General features: G+C 67.2%; 18 protein-coding genes and 1 pseudogene. 9 read left to right on the top strand and 10 right to left on the bottom strand.

Features of this window, described 5'->3' with window-relative positions:
* Window positions 1-10: 10 nt before the first annotated feature.
* From tolQ to aspS, 7 genes are all read right to left on the bottom strand, one after another.
* Complete coding sequence (gene tolQ / locus FEZ61_RS14590) at window positions 11-703, bottom strand: protein TolQ (protein WP_026083969.1); 693 nt, start codon at window positions 701-703, stop codon at window positions 11-13.
* A gap of 2 nt (window positions 704-705) precedes the next feature.
* Window positions 706-1155, bottom strand: a complete 450-nt coding sequence (gene ybgC / locus FEZ61_RS14595; protein ID WP_017642117.1) for a tol-pal system-associated acyl-CoA thioesterase — start codon at window positions 1153-1155, stop codon at window positions 706-708.
* A gap of 51 nt (window positions 1156-1206) precedes the next feature.
* A complete protein-coding gene (gene ruvB, locus FEZ61_RS14600; RefSeq protein WP_017642116.1) occupies window positions 1207-2259 on the bottom strand; it encodes a Holliday junction branch migration DNA helicase RuvB in 1053 nt (350 codons plus the stop codon).
* 4 nt (window positions 2260-2263) lie between these two features.
* On the bottom strand, window positions 2264-2866 hold the full coding sequence (gene ruvA / locus FEZ61_RS14605) for a Holliday junction branch migration protein RuvA (RefSeq protein WP_017642115.1): 603 nt from the start codon (window positions 2864-2866) through the stop codon (window positions 2264-2266).
* A 46-nt stretch (window positions 2867-2912) separates the two neighbouring features.
* On the bottom strand, window positions 2913-3473 hold the full coding sequence (gene ruvC / locus FEZ61_RS14610; RefSeq protein ID WP_007160336.1) for a crossover junction endodeoxyribonuclease RuvC: 561 nt from the start codon (window positions 3471-3473) through the stop codon (window positions 2913-2915).
* Complete coding sequence (locus FEZ61_RS14615; RefSeq protein WP_017642114.1) at window positions 3473-4219, bottom strand: YebC/PmpR family DNA-binding transcriptional regulator; 747 nt, start codon at window positions 4217-4219, stop codon at window positions 3473-3475. Before FEZ61_RS14615 ends, ruvC begins: the two co-directional genes overlap by 1 nt.
* Before the next feature lie 106 nt (window positions 4220-4325).
* A complete protein-coding gene (gene aspS / locus FEZ61_RS14620) occupies window positions 4326-6101 on the bottom strand; it encodes an aspartate--tRNA ligase (protein WP_173149224.1) in 1776 nt (591 codons plus the stop codon).
* A gap of 211 nt (window positions 6102-6312) precedes the next feature.
* On the opposite strand from aspS, the gene FEZ61_RS14625 reads away from it, so the two are divergent.
* From FEZ61_RS14625 to FEZ61_RS24440, 3 genes and pseudogenes are all read left to right on the top strand, one after another.
* Window positions 6313-6783, top strand: a complete 471-nt coding sequence (locus FEZ61_RS14625; protein WP_017642112.1) for a Dps family protein — start codon at window positions 6313-6315, stop codon at window positions 6781-6783.
* Between the two features lie 166 nt (window positions 6784-6949).
* Window positions 6950-7258: pseudogene (locus FEZ61_RS24695) on the top strand (cold shock domain-containing protein membrane protein); the annotation flags it as partial.
* A gap of 120 nt (window positions 7259-7378) precedes the next feature.
* Window positions 7379-7594 carry a cold-shock protein gene (locus tag FEZ61_RS24440; protein ID WP_160923550.1) on the top strand — a complete coding sequence of 72 codons (216 nt, stop codon included), beginning with the start codon at window positions 7379-7381 and terminating at the stop codon, window positions 7592-7594.
* A 58-nt stretch (window positions 7595-7652) separates the two neighbouring features.
* Here the strand turns inward: FEZ61_RS24440 and FEZ61_RS14635 are convergent, their stop codons facing one another.
* Entirely contained in the window at window positions 7653-9743 is a 2091-nt protein-coding gene (locus tag FEZ61_RS14635) for an LTA synthase family protein (RefSeq protein ID WP_173149229.1), read from the bottom strand.
* Window positions 9744-10060: 317 nt separating this feature from the next.
* On the opposite strand from FEZ61_RS14635, the gene FEZ61_RS14640 reads away from it, so the two are divergent.
* From FEZ61_RS14640 to FEZ61_RS14665, 6 genes are read left to right on the top strand one after another with little or no spacing between them, the layout of a single operon-like run.
* Window positions 10061-11020: a MoxR family ATPase gene (locus FEZ61_RS14640; protein ID WP_017642109.1), complete on the top strand. Its 960-nt coding sequence runs from the start codon at window positions 10061-10063 to the stop codon at window positions 11018-11020.
* Between the two features lies 1 nt (window position 11021).
* Window positions 11022-11960 carry a DUF58 domain-containing protein gene (locus FEZ61_RS14645; RefSeq protein WP_064308312.1) on the top strand — a complete coding sequence of 313 codons (939 nt, stop codon included), beginning with the start codon at window positions 11022-11024 and terminating at the stop codon, window positions 11958-11960.
* The gene (locus FEZ61_RS14650) at window positions 11957-12451 is read left to right on the top strand and encodes a DUF4381 domain-containing protein (protein WP_064308313.1); all 495 of its coding nucleotides are present in this window, start codon (window positions 11957-11959) and stop codon (window positions 12449-12451) included. The genes FEZ61_RS14645 and FEZ61_RS14650 overlap by 4 nt, the downstream gene beginning before the upstream one ends.
* Complete coding sequence (locus FEZ61_RS14655) at window positions 12444-13442, top strand: VWA domain-containing protein (RefSeq protein ID WP_173149231.1); 999 nt, start codon at window positions 12444-12446, stop codon at window positions 13440-13442. The genes FEZ61_RS14650 and FEZ61_RS14655 overlap by 8 nt, the downstream gene beginning before the upstream one ends.
* The gene (locus FEZ61_RS14660; protein ID WP_173149233.1) at window positions 13439-15112 is read left to right on the top strand and encodes a tetratricopeptide repeat protein; all 1674 of its coding nucleotides are present in this window, start codon (window positions 13439-13441) and stop codon (window positions 15110-15112) included. The genes FEZ61_RS14655 and FEZ61_RS14660 overlap by 4 nt, the downstream gene beginning before the upstream one ends.
* Window positions 15109-16692: a BatD family protein gene (locus FEZ61_RS14665; protein WP_173149236.1), complete on the top strand. Its 1584-nt coding sequence runs from the start codon at window positions 15109-15111 to the stop codon at window positions 16690-16692. Before FEZ61_RS14660 ends, FEZ61_RS14665 begins: the two co-directional genes overlap by 4 nt.
* Here FEZ61_RS14665 and FEZ61_RS14670 read toward each other — a convergent pair.
* Window positions 16680-17345: a DUF480 domain-containing protein gene (locus FEZ61_RS14670; RefSeq protein ID WP_017642103.1), complete on the bottom strand. Its 666-nt coding sequence runs from the start codon at window positions 17343-17345 to the stop codon at window positions 16680-16682. The two genes, FEZ61_RS14665 and FEZ61_RS14670, sit on opposite strands and share 13 nt — an antisense overlap.
* Window positions 17346-17543: 198 nt before the next feature.
* Window positions 17544-18449, bottom strand: a complete 906-nt coding sequence (gene yedA / locus FEZ61_RS14675; RefSeq protein ID WP_017642102.1) for a drug/metabolite exporter YedA — start codon at window positions 18447-18449, stop codon at window positions 17544-17546.
* Window positions 18450-18598: the final 149 nt, after the last annotated feature.

Below are 18598 nucleotides of genomic sequence, written 5' to 3' on the forward strand. Positions count from 1 at the left end.
GGATACCTCTTTATTCGTCGCTGGCGTGGACTTTGCGGTGCAGGATGGCCTGGAACTCGTCCGCAAAGGTGTAGTAGCGGTTGATCAGCATTTCCGAACGGGCGGCGAAGCGGTTGTAGGCCACGACGGCGGGAATGGCGGCGAACAGACCGATGGCGGTGGCGATCAGGGCCTCGGCGATGCCGGGCGCCACGGTGGCCAGGGTCGCCTGCTGCGCCGTGGACAGGCCACGGAAGGAGTTCATGATGCCCCAGACGGTACCGAACAGACCCACGTAGGGGCTGGTGGAACCGACGGTGGCCAGGAACGGCAGGGCCTGCTCGAGCTTCTCTTCCTCACGGGAGATGGCGACGCGCATGGCGCGCGAGACGCCTTCCATCACCGCATCGGGATCCACGCCGGGCTGCTGACGCAGGCGGGAGAACTCCTTGAAGCCGGCGCGGAAGATCTGCTCGACGCCGGAGTCCGGGTCGGGGTTGCTGCCGGCCTGGCGATACAGCTTGGACAGATCGATGCCCGACCAGAATTTTTCTTCGAAGGCATCCAGGGAACGCTTGGCGGCACGCATGGCATTGCCGCGCTGGATGATCATGATCCAGGACGTGACAGAGGCTGCGACCAGGATGAGCATCACCAGTTGCACCACCAGACTGGCATTGGCGACGAGGCTCCACATGGACATATGGTCGACGTTGGGTTGCACGCTTAATCTCCTGATTGAATTGACGCCGGATTTCCGGCAAGAACCGTTCGCATGGCCGTCGGGATCGCCCGGGGCCTGAAGCTGTCAGCACGCACGCAGGCGACCGTCACCCACCCTTCACAGAGCAGGACCTCGTCTTCTGCCCGCCGCACCTCTTGGTAAAACCTGAGGCTGGCGCGCTTCGCCTCGACCACCTCGGCGCCGATCAGCAGTTCGTCATCCAGGCGCGCGGGCGCATGGTAGCGCGCTTCGCTGCTGTGGACGACAAAGAGCAGACCGTCCCGGGCGAGTTCGGACTGGGCATAGCCCAGCGCGCGCAGTCGCTCGGTGCGGGCGCGTTCCATGAACTTGAGGTAGTTGACGTAGTAGACGATGCCGCCGGCATCGGTATCTTCGTAGTAGACACGACACCTGAGGACGGACGGCGACGGGCTCCGCGATTGCGCGTGCATACTCTAGAACCTAGCCTCGCCGTTGCCAATCAGAAATGTTCGCAACTGCATTTAGTTACCATTGACCTCGAACAGATCGGGCGTACCGCCCTGGGCCAGACGCGTCGGCAGGTTGAGTCCGAAGTGCAGATAGGCATGCCGGGTCACCACCCGCCCGCGCGGCGTGCGCATGATATAGCCTTGCTGGATCAAATAGGGTTCCAGCACATCTTCGATGGTGTGACGCTCTTCGCTGATGGCTGCCGCCAGGCTATCCACCCCCACCGGGCCGCCATCGAACTTGTCGATCATGGTCAGCAGCAGACGGCGATCCTGGTGATCGAAGCCCTGGGCATCGACGTCCAGCAGGTCGAGGGCACGACTGGCGATGTCGTGGCTGATATGGCCCTGCCCGCGGACCTCGGCGAAGTCCCGTACCCGCCGCAGCAGGCGGTTGGCGATCCGCGGCGTGCCCCGTGCCCGGCGGGCGATCTCCATCGCCCCTTCGGCTTCGATGGCAAGGCCCAGGATGCCGGCCGAACGCGTGACGATGGTGGCCAGGTCCGCGGTGCCGTAAAACTCCAGGCGCTGGACGATCCCGAAGCGGTCACGCAGCGGATTGGTCAGCATGCCGGCGCGGGTGGTCGCCCCGACCAGGGTGAAGGGCGGCAGATCCAGCTTGATGGAGCGCGCCGCCGGACCCTCGCCGATCATGATGTCGAGCTGGTAGTCCTCCATCGCCGGATAGAGCACCTCCTCGACGATGGGCGAGAGCCGATGGATCTCGTCGATGAAGAGCACATCGCCCGCTTCCAGGTTGGTCAGCAGCGCCGCGAGATCGCCCGGGCGCTCCAGCACGGGGCCTGAGGTGCTCTTGAGGGAAACCTGCATTTCCTGGGCGATGATGTTGGCCAGGGTGGTCTTGCCCAGGCCGGGTGGGCCGAAGATCAGCGTGTGGTCGAGGGCCTCGCCTCGGCCCTTGGCCGCCTGGATGAACAGGCCCATCTGGTCGCGCACTACCGGCTGGCCGATGTAGTCGGCCAGGCGCACCGGACGGATGGCGCGATCCTGGAATTCCTCTCGGTCGCGGCCACCGGCCGAGATCAGGCGATCGGTTTCTATCATGGGATCAGACCATGCCCTTCAGGGCGCGACGGATGAGTTCCTCGCTGGAAAGGTCTTCCCCTTCCACGGCAGCGACGGCGCGACTGGCTTCCTGGGGCTTGAAGCCCAAGGCGACCAGGGCGCTGACCGCATCGGCCTCGGCGCTGGCGGCGCCGGCGGCCTGGTTCGGCAGAACCAGAGGCGCGATGGTCGGCAGATTTTCCCAGGCCTTGAAGCGGTCCTTGAGCTCGACCAGCAGGCGCTCGGCGGTCTTCTTGCCCACTCCCGGCACCTTGACCAGGACAGAGGTGTCCTGGGCCTGAACACAGCGAACCAATTCATCCACCTCGAGACTGGACATCAACGCCAGGGCCAGCTTGGGGCCGACACCATTGAGCCGGATCAGCTCGCGAAACAGCTCTCGCTCGCGTTTTTCGCCAAACCCGTACAGCAGGTGCGCATCTTCCCGTACCACGAGGTGGGTATGCAATGTGACGACCTCGCCCTGGGCCGGCAGCCGATAAAGGGTCGTCATGGGCACTTCGACCTCATAGCCGACTCCGCCCACGTCGAGCAGGAGATGGGGCGGCTGCTTTTCCGCCAGGGTGCCACGTAGACGACCGATCACAGGGATACCTTCCTACTTCTGGAGCGAGATGTTTGAGCGGATGAAACTAGAGACGCAGCCGGCCGCCGCGGCGGCGAGTCGCCAGCAGGCCATGGGGGACCAGGCTCTGCCGGGTATGGGCATGGCACAAGGCAATGGCGAGGGCGTCGGAGGCGTCGATCTGGGGCTTTTCGGTCAGCCGCAGCAGGTGCATGACCATCAGCATCACCTGCTGCTTGTCCGCTCCGCCGTTGCCGACCACGGCCTGCTTGACCTGACTCGCGGTGTATTCGGAGATCTCCAGGCCACCCTCGGCGCCAGCGACGATGGCCGCGCCCCGAGCCTGACCCAGCTTGAGCGCCGAGTCGGCGTTGCGCGCCATGAACACCTGCTCGATGCCCATGGTGACCGGCCCGTATTGGGCGATGACGTCGCGCACACCGCGATAGACGATCTGCAACCGTTCCGGCAACGGACCGTTACCGGTACGGATGCAGCCGGAGGCCACGTACTCGCAGCCCCGTCCAGTGTCTCGCACCACGCCGAAGCCGGTCAGCCGCGAGCCCGGGTCGATGCCCAGCACCAGGGTGCCGGGCGCATCGGGCGGCAGGCGCTCGTAGAGGGACATCAGCCGAGCTGCGCCATGACGTCGTCGGGGATGTCGGCATTGGAATAGACGTTCTGCACGTCGTCCAGGTCTTCGAGCATGTCGATCAGCTTGAGTACCTTCTGCGCGGTATCCAGATCCAGAGTCGCGGAGGTCGAGGGGATCATGGTCACCTCGGCTTCGTCGGCCTTGTAGCCGGCGGCGGTCAGGGCTTCGTTGACGGCGATGAAGTCGGCGAAGCTGGTGAAGACGTCGATGGAGCCATCGTCGTTGGCCACCACGTCATCGGCACCCGCTTCCAGCGCGGCTTCCATCAGGGCGTCTTCGTCCAGGCCAGGGGCGTAGCTGATCTGGCCCTTGCGCTCGAACAGATAGGCGACCGAGCCGTCGGTACCCAGGTTGCCACCGCACTTGTTGAAGGCATGGCGGACTTCGGCCGCGGTACGGTTGCGGTTGTCGGTCATGGCTTCGACGATGATGGCGACGCCGCTCGGGGCGTAGCCTTCATAGGTCAGTTCCTCGACGTTCTCGCCTTCGCCGGCGCCCACGCCACGGGCGATGGCCCGGTCGATGGTGTCGCGGGTCATGTTGGCGGTGAGCGCCTTGTCCACCGCCAGGCGCAGACGGGGGTTGTCGGCTGGAACGCCGCCGCCCTGGCGCGCGGCCACGGTCAGCTCACGGATGATCTTGGTGAAGATCTTGCCTTTCTTGGCATCCTGGCGTTCTTTGCGATGCTTGATGTTGGCCCATTTGGAATGACCGGCCATAAGCTACTCCAATGTCTTGACGAAGACTGCGCCGGCCGCGAGGGCCGCGACGCAATGAAAAAGGGAAACGGAGGGCGCCGACTTGGGCGCCCTCCTCCGGTAAGGCTTATTCCGCCTTGGCCTGCTCGCGCAGGCGGATGTGCAGCTCGCGCAGGGCCTTGGCGTCGACGGCGCCGGGCGCTTGGGTCATGACGTCGGCCGCGCTCTGGGTCTTCGGGAAGGCGATGACTTCGCGAATCGACGAGGCGCCGGTCATCAGCATCACCAGACGATCCAGGCCGAAGGCCAGGCCGCCATGGGGCGGTGCGCCGAACTTCAGGGCGTCCAGCAGGAAGCCGAACTTCTCTTCCTGTTCCGCTTCGCTGATCCCCAGCACCTCGAAGACGGCTTGCTGCATCTTCTTGTCGTGGATACGAATGGAACCGCCGCCCAGCTCGGTGCCGTTGAGCACCATGTCGTAGGCGCGCGACAGCGCGGCACCGGGGTTGGCCTTGAGCTCTTGCGGGCTGCACTTGGGCGAGGTGAAGGGGTGGTGCATGGCGGTCAGGCTGCCATCGTCGTTTTCCTCGAACATCGGGAAGTCGACCACCCACAGCGGCGCCCACTGGCAGGTCAGCAGGTTCAGGTCGTGACCGAGCTTGATGCGCAGCGCGCCCAGAGCCTCGGAGACAACCTTGGTCTTGTCCGCGCCAAAGAACACGATGTCGCCATCCACCGCGCCGACGCGGTCGAGGATGACGTTGATGTTGTCCAGCGGGATGTTCTTGACGATGGGCGACTGCAGACCCTCGACGCCGGCGGCGCGCTCGTTGACCTTGATGTAGGCCAGGCCCTTGGCGCCGTAGATGCCGACGAACTTGGTGTAATCGTCGATCTGCTTGCGCGGCATGCTCGCCCCGCCCGGTACCCGCAGCGCGGCGACGCGGCACTTGGGATCGTTGGCCGGACCGGCGAAGACCTTGAAGTCGACGTCCTTGAGCTGGTCTTCCACGTCCACCAGTTCCAGCGGAATGCGCAGGTCCGGCTTGTCGGAACCGAAGCGACGCATGGCTTCGGCCAGGGTCATGTGCGGAAGCGTACCGAACTCGACGTCCAGCACTTCCTTGAACAGGTTGCGCACCATGGTCTCGGTGATGTCCATGATGTCTTTTTCATCGAGGAAGCTGGTCTCGATGTCGATCTGAGTGAATTCCGGCTGGCGGTCGGCGCGCAGGTCTTCGTCACGGAAGCACTTGGCGATCTGATAGTAGCGGTCGAAGCCGGCGACCATCAGCAGCTGCTTGAACAGCTGGGGCGACTGCGGCAGGGCGAAGAAGCTGCCGGGATGGGTGCGGCTGGGCACCAGGTAGTCGCGGGCACCCTCGGGGGTGGCGCGGGTCAGGATCGGGGTTTCCACGTCGAGGAAACCGTTTTCGTCCAGGTAGCGGCGGATGCTGGAGGTGATGCGCGAGCGCAGCTTGAGCTTCTCGGCCATCTCCGGACGACGCAGGTCGATGAAGCGATAGCGCAGGCGGGTCTCTTCACCGACGTCGGTGTACTCGTTGAGCGGGAACGGCGGGGTCTCCGCTTCGTTGAGCACTTCCAGCTCGTAGCCCAGCACCTCGATGGCGCCGGAGGCCATGTTGGCATTGCGCGCGCCTTCGGGACGCAGGCGCACCTTGCCGGTGAGCCTGACGACATATTCGCTGCGCACGCGGTCGGCCTTGGCGAAGGTTTCGGCGCGATCCGGATCGAACACCACCTGGGCCAAGCCTTCGCGATCGCGGATGTCGAGGAAGATGACCCCGCCGTGGTCACGGCGGCGGTGGACCCAACCGCAGAGGGTGATTTCCTGGCCGTCCAGGCTCTCGTTCAACTGGCCGCAATAGTGGCTGCGCATCATGGTCGTGGTTTCGCTTCTCTAGAACAGGCTGAATGCGTGGAGGCACCGGGCCGCCAGGGCCGGGTGCTCGACTGAACGGGAGATTCTATATCATCCGTCACGATTTTACCGTAGCCGGGCGCGCAGCTCGACACGCGAACACTGGCTAAACGGCCAGCAGTTCTGTGATAGCCTCGGAGCCCTTCGCAACCGACGCACAGGAGCCGTCAGCATGGAAATCAACATCGGAATCGCCGAACAGGATCGTGCCCAGATCGCCGAGGGCCTGTCGCGCCTGCTGGCCGACACCTACACCCTCTATCTGAAGACCCATAACTTCCACTGGAACGTGACCGGGCCGATGTTCAACACCCTGCACCTCATGTTCGAGACGCAGTACACCGAACTGGCCGTGGCGGTGGACGACATCGCCGAGCGCATCCGCGCCCTGGGCTTCCCGGCACCGGGCACCTACGCCGCCTATGCGCGCCTGTCGAGCATCAAGGAAGAGGAAGGCGTACCGGACGCCGAGGCGATGATCCGCCTGCTGGTGCAGGGTCAGGAAGCCGTGGTGCGCACCGCGCGGGGCATCTTCCCGCTGCTGGACAAGGTCAACGACGAGCCCACCGCCGATCTGCTGACCCAGCGCATGCAGACCCACGAGAAGACCGCCTGGATGCTGCGCAGCCTGCTCGCCGCCTGAGTCCGGGCACCGTCGCAGGCGCGGACCTGCGACGGTGCCACGATTGAGTGGCCTTCACCTTTTGGGTTTAATAAGGACGCGCACCTAGCGCCGGGTCACGCCGCTGTCGAGCACTGTTTCGGCAGTTTCGGCAGACCCGTGTTCTCTATCCCAAGGTGATTTCACATTGAACACGTTATCTACTGTCCATGTCGTGGTGGGCGCTGCTGCGCTCCTGTTATCGGCAATTCCCGGACTGCAGTCCGACACCTCGTCCTTCGATCAACCCGAGTCCATCCATCTGGCCCTGCTGGGTCTTGCCACCCTCCTCTTCACGCCTTTCTCCCGTAGCCGCAGCAGCGGTGCCCAGAAACTCGCCAGCGCCCTGCTGGTGATCGCCGTCGTGGCCCAGACCTTTATCCTGCTGGCGCCCCTCGAGCAGATCGGCGGCCTGCCGGCCGAATTGCTGCCGCTGGGGCTGACCCTGGTCGCCGCTCTGGCCAGCCTGCCGGAAAAGTTTCGCCCCACGGCAGGCAACGCCGCGGTGGCCGACAGCGAGATTCGTCCGCGGCAGGCCGCGCGTCCCGCCCCTGCCGCCGCCGCTCCGGCCCGTCCGCTGGCCGATGACCGCGAGCGCGGCACGGTGAAATGGTTCAACACCTCCAAGGGCTTCGGCTTCATCTCCCGCGACACCGGCGACGACATCTTCGTGCACTTCCGCGCGATCCGTGGCGAAGGTCATAGAGTGCTGATGGAAGGCCAGCGCGTGGAATTCTCGGTGATCCAGCGCGACAAGGGCCTGCAGGCCGAAGACGTGGTCATCGCGGCCTGATCGCTGCCGGCAAAAAAGAAAGGCCGCCCTCGGGCGGCCTTTTTCATGGACGACGAGACTACTGCCGCTGAGCCTCGGCAGCCTTGCTGTCGGTCATGCCGGTGGTATTACCCAGCAGGCTGGCGGTCGCGGTCTGGATAAAGGCCTCCAGGCGCTTCTGCAGCTCGGGCGCACTGGCGTCGCCCTTGAGCACCTCGCCACCGGCCTGGGTGCCCAGGTGATAGCGATAGAGCACGGCGTCGCGGTCGCGCGGCTTGACCAGGATGCGATCGCCGGTGACCAGGGCCACGGTCTGGTCGCTGCCCGAGGGCTTGATCACGGCCACGCCCTGATCGCCCTGGGGTAAGCTCAGCAGGTCACGGCCCCAGCACTGGTGCTGAGTCGGCTTGCCGAAGCGCGCCAGCACGGTGGGCACCACGTCGATCTGACTGCCCACAGTATCGCGACGGGCGCCAAAGGTGTCCTGCACGCCCGGACCGATCAGCAGCAGCGGCACGTTGAAGCGCGACAGGTCCATCTCGGTGATCTGCTCGTTGTTGCCGAAGCCATGGTCGCCGAGGATGACGAACAGGGTGTCCTGGTACCAGGGCTCGTGCTGGACCTTGGCGAAGAACTGACCCAACGACCAGTCGGCGTAGCGCATGGCGGTCAGGTGCTCGTCGAGCGAGCCGTGGCCAGTGACCGGCGCGACCGGCAGGTCCTTGGGCAGCGCATAAGGGGTGTGGTTGGACAGGGTCTGCAAGAGCGCATAGAAGGGCTTGCCGTCCGGCGCCTTGGCCAGCTTGTCCAGTTCCTGCACCGAGCGGTCGAACATGTCCTGGTCGGAGACGCCCCAGGTCGGATCCATGAACACCGGATCGACGAAGTCCTCGCGCCCGACGAAGCGGGTCATGCCCTGGTTGCTGAAGAAGCCGGACTGGTTGTCCCACTGGAAGTTGCCGTTGTAGACGTAGACGTCGTCGAAGCCACGGGTACTGAGCAGCTGCGGCAGGCCGGAGAACTGGTGCGCGCCCTCGGGCATGCGCATCAGGTACTCGAAGGCCGGCAGATTGGGGAAGCAGGCCATGGTCGCGAACATGCCCTGGTGGGTATGGGTGCCGTTGGAGAAGAAGCGGGTGAACAGGGTGCCCTGCTTGGCCAGGGCGTCGAAGTTCGGCGTGATGCCGTCTTCATTGCCCAGGGCGCCGATGTAGCGACCGGCCATGCTTTCCATGAGGATCACCACCACGTTGCGCACCTTGGGCAGCTGGCCGTCGGCGGGCGGGGTATAGATCCGGCGGACGGCGGCCTTGTCGGCGTCGATCAGCTCATCGCGCGGAGTCAGCAGCAGCTGCCGGGTGGTGGCCAGGGCCTCGGCGGCCGGCATGGTGGCCTTCCAGCTGTTGTCGCGGTGATCGGAAAAACTGTTCTCGGCGGCGTCGATCAGGGTCAGGGTACCGTTCAGGCCGAGGTGGTTGGCGAACATCGAATCGGTGGTATAGGCGTCGCCCCAGCGCAGCGGCGGCCCGGATCTCAGGGTGCCACGGGCGGCGATGACGGCCACCACCAGGCAGAGCATGAACACCGCACCCCGGCGGTACCAGGCGGCCGGTCGCAGCGCGGCATGGCGCCGGGTGGCTCGTTCGATGCCAAAGAACACCAGGCCCAGCAGCAGGGTCGCCACCGCCCAGGCCAGCAGCAGGCGCACCACCGGGAAACCGTTCCAGATCATGCTGGTGACGGTGTGCAGGTCTTCCTGCAGGTACTGGAACACCAGGCTGTTCAGCCGCTGGTGGAATTCCCGATAGAAGTTCAGCTCGGCGACGCCCAGCAACAGGCAAAGGCTGGCGGCCAGGGTGAACCAGCCGGCTTGCAGCCGGCGCGCGGCCATGGCCCTCAGGCTGAACAGGCAGAACAGCGAGGGGGCGCAGATATAGACCACCAGGCGCAGGTCGAAGCGCGCGCCATTGAAGAAGGCCTCGGCGAAGGTGGCGAAGGGCGACGCGCCGATCAGGTCGGTGTTGTAGCCCAGCAGCGCCAGACGCAGCAGGGTGAACATGACCAGCAGCGCCAGGCCGCAGCCCAGGACGAAGCTCAGGTGGCTGCCCAGCGTCGGCAGCGGGCGAGCGCCCGCGGCGCGCGGGGTTTGGGGGACTTCCGTTTGCGACATGAAAACACCTTGTCAAAAGCAGCAGGGATTCGCGGCGGGTGGCCAGCGGCTCGGGATCGGCCACGCAGAGGCCTCGGGCGCGGTCGGTAGGCGTGGGAGTTTAACCATCCAGCGGTAGCACGCCAGTCTTGCCGCACCGCGCCATGCCGAAGCGAGACCTCTGCCGCGTCGACAGTCGCCCAGCCTGATCAGGAGCACGTCAAAATTTCGTCAAGGGCTGCTCTGGACGCGACGTCAGCGCAGGCATGGGCGGCAGCCGCCGCTTGCAGTAAAATCCAGCACCCTTGACCGCTCCAGCGCCGTATTCAGGATGCCCCATGGCTCATCGTGACGCTCTGCAGGTGCTTCGCACCTACCTGACCAGCCAGATCCTCGGCCAGGAAACCCTAGTGGAGCGCCTGCTCATCGCGGTCCTGGCGGATGGTCACCTGCTGGTGGAAGGCGCCCCGGGGCTGGCCAAGACCAAGGCCATCAAGGACCTGGCGGAAGGCCTGGAAGCAGACTTCCACCGCATCCAGTTCACCCCCGACCTGCTGCCGGCCGACATCACCGGCACCGAGATCTATCGTCCCGACACGGCGAGCTTCTCCTTCCAGCAGGGACCGATCTTCCACAACCTGGTCCTGGCCGACGAGATCAACCGGGCGCCGGCCAAGGTGCAGTCGGCGCTGCTGGAAGCCATGGCCGAGCGCCAGGTGAGCATCGGCCGCACCTCCTATCCCCTGCCTGACCTGTTCCTGGTGATGGCCACCCAGAACCCCATCGAGCAGGAAGGTACCTATCCGCTGCCCGAGGCCCAGCTCGACCGCTTCCTGATGCACGTCAAGATCGGCTATCCCGACGCCTCGGTGGAGCGCCGCATCCTGGCCCAGGCCCGTGGCGAAGCCCTGGACGGCGAGACCCTGCCGACCGAGCGCGTCACCCAGGCGGCCATCAACGCCGCGCGCCGCGAGGTGCTCGGTCTGTACATGGCCGACGCCGTGGAGGAGTACCTGGTCCAGCTGATCATGGCGACCCGTACCCCGGGCCGTTTCGACCAGGACTTGGCGCACTGGATCACCTATGGCGCCAGTCCGCGCGGCTCCATCGCCCTGGATCGCTGCGCCCGCGCCCATGCCTGGCTGGCCGGGCGGGACTTCGTCAGCCCGGAGGACATCCAGGCGGTCGTGTTCGACGTCCTCCGTCATCGCGTCATCCTGTCCTTCGAGGCGGAGGCCGCCGGCATCGACCATGACCGGGTGGTGCAACGCATCCTCGATCTGGTAGCCGTGGCCTGAGATGCCCGAGCGCGACGGCGTGACCCTGGGCCTGGCCGAGCTCATCGAGATGCGCCACCGGGTGGTCGAGGTGCAGCTGTTTTCCGCCGCCGGACGGCGCAGCCCGCTGATCGGCCTGCACCATTCGCGCCTGCGCGGTCGCGGCGTGGACTTCGACCAGGTACGGGCCTATCAGCCCGGTGACGACGTACGGGCCATCGACTGGCGCGTCACCGCCCGCACCCGGGAACCCCATACCAAGCTTTTCCACGAAGAGCGCGAGCGGCCGGTCTATCTGCTGCTGGAGCAGAGTCCGCGCACCTTCTTCGGCACCCGCCGGCAATTCAAGTCGGTGCTGGCCGGACGCCTGGCCGCGCTGATCGGCTGGGCGGTGCTGGAGCACAACGACCGCATCGGCGGCATGATCTTTGGCGGCGAACGCCTGCACGAGGTCCGCCCACGGCGCAGCAAGCAGAATCTGCTGCGCTTCTTCGATCACCTGATCAACGCCAATCGGGCGCTGCAGGATCCGGCCCTGGCCCAGGTGCCGCGCATTACCTTCAACCAGGTGCTGCGCCGCGCCCGTGAGGTGCTGCGCCCCGGCAGCCTGGCGCTGGTGATCTGCGACGAGCGCAGCCTGGACGTGGCCACCGAGCAGCATCTCACCCTGCTCTCGCGGCACAGTGACCTGGTCCTGCTGCCGCTTTCCGATCCTCTGGATCACGAACTACCCCAGGCCGGTCTGCTGCGCTTCGCCAGTGGCCAGGCGGAAGTGGAATTGGATACCGACCGCGCCGACGTCCGCCAGGGCTATGCCGAGCAGGCCGCCCAGCGCCGCGAACGCTGGACGGAACTCAGTCTGCGGCTGGGCATTCCGCTGCTGCCGCTGTCCACCGCGGACGACCTGATCGAGCAGTTGCGGCATCTCTTGCGCCAGCACCGTCCGGGGTACACCTCGTGACGCCCGGGCTGCCAAGTCTGGAGCCGCTACGGCTGCCGCCGGAACCGGCCTTCTGGCCACCGGCGCCGGGCTGGTGGCTGCTGGTATTGGTCGTGGTAGCGCTGGGCTTCTTTCTGCGTCACCGCCATGGTCGGCGGCCCCTGGTCAGCGCGCCCCTCGTCGAGCCGACTACCGAAGAGGACCTGCGCACCACCGCCCTGGCCGAGCTGGCGCGGCTGCCGCGCCCCTATGGTGCTCCGGCCGGGCCCTGGTTGCAGGCCCTGAACGCCCTGCTCAAGCGCCTTTGCCGGGCCAGCTATCCGGATCAGCTCAGCCAGACCCTGAGCGGGCGCGACTGGCTGGCCTTTCTCGATTCGCGCTGTCCGGCGGCCGGTCTGACGCGCTACATGATCCTGGTCGATGGCGGCTATCGCCCGGATTGCCGGCTGGACGACCGCGCCATCGACGGCCTGCAGGACGCCGTCGCCACCTGGATCCGCAAGCATGTTTGAATTTGCCTGGCCCTGGTTGTGGCTGCTGCTGCCGCTGCCCTGGCTGCTGCGCATACTCCTGCCGGCGGCCGACAGCGGCCAGGCGGCCCTGCGTGTGGAATTCCTCGGTGAACTCGAACACCTCGGCGGGCGCACCCGCCATACCGGCGGCCTGGGCGGCGCCCGCCGTCTGCTGCCCTTTCTGCTGGGCTGGCTGCTGATCCTGGGCGCGGCGGCCCGGCCGCAATGGGTGGGACCGCCCCAGCCGCTGGACGTGAGCGGTCGCGACCTGCTGCTGGCGGTGGATGTCTCCGGCTCGATGGACACCCCGGACATGCAGCTGGGCGACGAGAGCGTCAGCCGCCTGAGCCTGGTCAAGCAATTGCTTGGCCGCTTCATCGACAGCCGCCAGGGCGATCGCGTCGGGCTGATCCTGTTCGGTTCCCAGGCCTATCTGCAGGCGCCCCTGACCGCCGACCGGCGCACGGTGCATGCCCTCCTCGAAGAAGCCCAGATCGGACTCGCGGGGCGCAACACGGCGGTGGGCGACGCCGTGGGCCTGGCGGTCAAGCACCTGCGTAAGCGCCCGGACAACAGCCGCACCCTGATCCTGGTCACCGACGGGGCCAGCAACGGCGGCGTGCTGACGCCCGCGGTGGCAGCCAGCCTGGCGGCCAGCGAGCGGGTGCGCGTCTATACCCTGGGCATCGGCGCCGACCCGGATACCCTGGGTGCCGGCACGACGCCCAGCGACCTTGACGAACCCATGCTGCGGCACCTCGCCGAGGTCACCAACGGCGCCTACTTCCGGGTGAGATCCAGCGCCGAACTGGCCGCCGTGTCGCACCAGCTCGACCGTCTCGAACCCATCCGCCAGCAGCCGGACCAGGCCCGTCCCACCCGCGAGCTCTATGCCTGGCCGCTGGCCGGGGCGTTGCTGCTCGGCCTGGCCCTGGCCCTTGGCCGCCTGCCGTGGCCACGGCGCTGGCGGCGCGGAGGCAAGGCCACATGAACGACTGGCTGCCGCTGTTCCTGCGTCCCTGGTGGCTGCTGGCGCTGCTGCCGGTCGCTCTGGTGATGTGGTCACTTCGCCAGCGCCGCCATCGCCACGGGCGTTGGCAGGCCCTGCTGCCGCCGGCGCTGCAACCCTGGCTGCTCAGCGACAGCGAGCGCCAGCGCTCGCCCCTCGGCCTGATGCTGCTGGGTCTGACCGGCCTGCTGGCCTGCCTGGCCCTGGCCGGCCCCAGCTGGCAGCAGGGCGAACAGCAGAACTTTCGCCGCAACGATCCGCTGGTGGTGGTGCTGGCGCTGACGCCCGACCTGCTCGCCACCGACGTCACCCCCAATCGCCTGCTGGCGGTGCAGCGCAAGTTGCAGGACCTGCTCAAGGCGCGCCAGGACGGCGAGACCGCCTTCGTCGTCTATGCCGGCAGCGCTCACACCCTGGTACCCCTGACCGACGATCTGCCGACCATGGACAATTTGCTCAAGGCGCTGCGGCCGTCGATCATGCCGGTGCCAGGCCAGCGCGCCGATCTGGGCATCGCCCAGGCCCTGGAGTTGCTCGGCCCGGCCCCCAGTGCCAGCGCCCGACTGCTGCTCATCGCCAGCGACCTGGATGACCGCGAACGGCAGGGGATCGAGCGTCAGTTGCAGGGTCGGCTGCGCCAGCTGGCGATCCTCGGTCCAGGTACGCCTCAGGGCGCCCCGGTGGCCGCCGAGACCGGCAACTACCTGAGCGACGCCGCCGGCGGCATCCGCATCGCTCGACTGGACGAAGGCCACCTGCAAGGCGTCGCCCGCGAGCTGGGCGGGCGCTATCAACGTCTGCAGCGCGACGACAGCGACCTGCGTCGCCTTGGTCTGCTGGAACGCCCCGACGCTGTGCGGGCCAGCGATGGCCAGGGCCCCTCGGACTGGCGCGACCAGGGCTACCTGCTGCTTCTGCCCCTACTGCTTCTGGTCGCCTGCGGCGCGCGCCGCGGCTGGTTGCTGTGCCTGCCCTTCTGCCTGTTGCTGACGCCGCCTCCCGCCCAGGCCGGCAGCTGGGACGACCTCTGGTTGCGCCGCGATCAGCAGGCCCTGCAGCTGCTGGCCGACGACCAGCCCGCGGCGGCCGCCGACCTCTTCACCGACGAGCGCTGGCGCGGCGTGGCACGCTATCGCGCGGGCGACTTCAGCGGCGCCGCCGCGGCCTTCGCCCGGGATCCGTCGGCGGACGGCCACTACAATCGCGGCAATGCTCTGGCCATGGCCGGACGCCTGGAAGAGGCTCTGCGCGCCTACCGGGCGGCGCTGGTGTTGCGCCCCGATCTGACCGCTGCCCTGCGTAATCGCAACCGTCTCGAACGCCTGCTCGCCCAGCGCGCCGCGGCCCAGGCCGAGGCCGCCGCCCGCAGTCGCAAGGCGCAGAACGCCAGCCAGAGCAGCGCCCAGGCGGACGAGCCGGCCAGCAGCAGTACCTCGCCGTCCACGGCGACCGCCGCGGCCAGTCCGCAGCAGCAGGCCCAGGCCGGCGCGGATTGGCTCGTCGCGCCGGCCTATGCCGAAGATCCCCTGGCGGAAGAACAGCGTCAGGCCGTCGAGCAATGGCTGCGAGAGATTCCCGACAACCCGGCCGAGCTGCTGCGCCGCAAATTCTGGTACCAGCAACAACAACGCGAGGAGAACGCGCTGCAATGAAGTCCCATCCGTTGCTGCTACCCCTCATGCTGCTCGCGCCCCTGGTCCAGGCGGCGGATCTCAGTGCGCGCCTGGAGCGTAGTCAGCTCAGTCAGAACGAGACCCTGGAACTCATTCTCGAGACCACCGATCCCGCCCAGTTCGGCAAGCCTGATCTCGGTCCGCTGGACCAGGACTTCCGGGTACTCGGGGTGCGACAGAACAGCCTGCCGCCCGGCGAGCGGGTGACCACCCGCTGGAACGTGACCCTGCAACCCAAGGCCAGCGGCGCCCTGACCATTCCCGCCCTGACCCTGGACGGCGCCCGCAGCCAGCCGCTGACCGTCACCGTGGAGGCCACTGCCGCCAAGCGCCAAGCCCGCGAACCGGTCTATCTGGAAGCCGCAGTGGAGCGCACCCGGCTCTATGTGCAAGCGGAAACCATCCTGACCATCCGCCTCTACCACGCCGTGGCGCTCTATGACGACCATGTGCTCACCCCGCCCAACCCCAGCGAGGCGCGCGTGGATCTGCTGGGCACCCCGCAGGTCTACGAGCGCGACGTCGAGGGGGTACGGCATGGCGTGATCGAATGGCGCTACGCCATCCATCCGCTGCAGAGCGGCACCCTGGTGCTGCCGCCCCAGACCTTCAGCGCCACCCTGGCCGGCGGTCTCGACGACAGCTCCCGTGCCGGTCAGCCGATCCAGTTACGCACCCCCGCGCTGACCCTGGAAGTCCTGCCGCAGCCGGCCAGCTATCCGCCGCAGACCCCCTGGGTGCCGGCGCGCAGCCTGACCCTGACGCAGCAATGGAATCCCGCGCCGGCAGACGCCCGCGAAGGCAGCGCCCTGACCCGCACCCTGCAGCTGCGTGCCGAAGGCCTGGCGCCCGGTCAGCTGCCCCCGCTGGTATTGCCCGATATCGAGGGCGTGAAGCGCTATGCCGAGCAGCCGCGGCTGTCCCTGCAGACCCAGGCGCGCGGCCTAGTCGGACAGCGCGAGGAACGGGTCGCCCTGATACCCACGTCCACGGGGGACAAGGTCCTGCCGCCGGTGGAGGTGGTCTGGTGGAACACCGAGACCGATACCCTCGAACGCGCCACCCTGCCCGCTCAGCCGCTGGTGGTCGCCGAGGATCCGACCCTGCAGCCCGTAGCGGCTCCGGTCGCTCCCCAGGCCAGCGTCAATGCCAAGGGACTCTGGCGCTGGCAGTTGGCGACGGCCTTCTTCGCCTTGACCACGCTGCTCGGCTTCGGCCTCTGGTGGCGCGCCCGCCGCCAGCCAGCGGTCCTGCCGACGGCCCCCGATCTCGACAGTCGCCTGCAGCGCGAAGAGCTGCGCCGTGCCTGCCAGAGCAACGATCCCCATGTGACCCGCCACGCCCTGGACGCCTGGGCGCGGCAGCAGCCGGAAACCCTGGCGGCCATGGGCGCGCGATTCGAGCCCCTGGCCGCTGCCCTCGACGATCTCAATGGGGCGCTTTACAGCGAAGCCGGTCAGCGCTGGCAGGGCGAGACGCTGTGGCAGGCGATCAATGCCCTGCCGCCGCTTACACCCGCGGCCGTGCACGATACCCTGCCGCCGCTCTATCCGCGCTGAGTGGCCTCCTCCAGCCGCGCCAGGCGCTCTTCCAGGGCGACGACCCGGGCTTCCAATGCCTCCAGTCGGCCTTCGCGTCCTCCTGCGGACGGGCTGCCTTCGGCGGCGCTGCCGAGCTGGGCGACCTGGGCATCGCGTTCCGCCACATGGCCGAACAGATGCAGATAGCGCTCTTCACGCTGACCGGGTTGCCGACCCAGGCCGGTGGCCAGACCGCGAGCGATCAGGCGCTCCAGGTGGTGGCGCACCTGCTCGGTATCGTCGAAGGCATGCATCCGACCGCTGCGGGCAAGGAGCTCACCCAGGGTCTGGGGGCCCCGCAGGAACAGCAGCGCGCAGAGCACCCACTGGGGCGGCGGTAGCTCCAGGGCCTTGTCCAACCGCTGCTCCCAGCGATCCGCACGGCTGCCCATGACCAGGCGCGCCAGGCCGCGCTCTTCCAGACGCCGCAACCCCTGCCCCACTTCGCCCGGGGTGAGGTTGAGCACCGGCTCGCGGCTGGTCTTCTGGTTGCAGGCCAGCACCAGGGCATTGAGGGTCAGGGGATAGCTTTCCGGCGTGGTCAGCTGCTTTTCGATGAGGCTGCCGAGGACGCGGATCTCGCTGGCTTCGAGCGGCTCTTCGGCAAAGGCGGGGGTGACTGCTTGGCTCATGGCGGACTCCGCTGGGATGACGCGCCAGCCTAGCCTGCCCTCTGAGCCTGTTCAACGTCTCGCGAGCTAGAGCCAAGCAAGGCGAAAATGGCTGAGGAAGCGGAGTTTACGAGCGGTAAATGAGCATTCCGACGGGGCTGGCCTTCCAGGCCTTTTCAACGCAGTTTGGCCGACGCGCAGCAGACTTTGATCAGGCTCTCAGCGCCGTCGCCACTGCGGCAGCCCGATCAGCACCACCGCGCCGACGATGACCAGCATGGCCAGCATTTCCGCCGGACCGATCCGCTCACCGGCGAACAGGGTGCCCAGCAGCACCGCTACCACCGGATTGACGTAGGCGTAGCTGGTGGCGGCGGCCGGACGTACCCGCCCCAGCAGATAGAGATAGGCGCTGAAGGCGATCAGCGAACCGAACACCACCAGATAGCCCAGCGCCAGCCAGCCGCCCAGAGCCGGCCAGTGCTGCAGGCGCTCGCCGCTAAGGTAGCTGGCGCCGAGCAGCACCGCACCGGCCACCAGCATCTCCACCGCGCTGGCCATGGCCCCGCGTGGCAACGGCAGATAGCGACTCCAGATGGAGCCGAAGGCCCAGGCCGCCGCCGCGAGCAGGATTACCGCGGCCCCCAGCGGCGTGGCGCTCATGGTATCGCCCAGGTTGAGCAAGGCGATCCCCACCAGGCCCAGAGCAATACCGGCCCACTCCAGCAGGGTATTGCGCTGCCCCCAGAGCAGGCCGAACAGCAGGGTGAACAGTGGGACCGTGGCGATCGACAGGGCGGCGATACCGGAGGTCACGCCCCAGTGCTCGGCCAGGGTCACGCCGCCGTTGCCCACGCCCAGCAGCAGGATGCCGATCACCGCGGCCGCCGCAGTCTCACGCGCCCTGGGCCAGGGCACCCCGCGCAGGCGCAGCCAGCCCAGCAGCAGACTCCCCGCGATCAGGAACCTCAGCCCCGCCATCAGCAGCGGCGGCCAGTGGGCCACGCCGATGCGGATCACCAAATAGGTGGAACCCCAGACCACATAGAGCGCGAAAAAGGCCGCCAGCAAGGGCAGCCAGGTGGGTAGGCGCGGCGCGAGGCAGGGCGAGGCGGAGGTATCCATGCGCGAGAGATTCCTGATGGGTCAGGCTGACATTGTAGGAGCGCACGACCGGACGGCTAAGATACAGTCGAGACAGAAAGGGCCTAACCAGCCTTTGATTCAGCAGACTTTAAGGACAGTGACCTTCGATTCGAAGGCAGGAAACGGAA

The organism is Pseudomonas sp. MS15a(2019) (genome assembly GCF_013277805.1).
GTDB lineage: Bacteria > Pseudomonadota > Gammaproteobacteria > Pseudomonadales > Pseudomonadaceae > Chryseomonas > Chryseomonas benzopyrenica.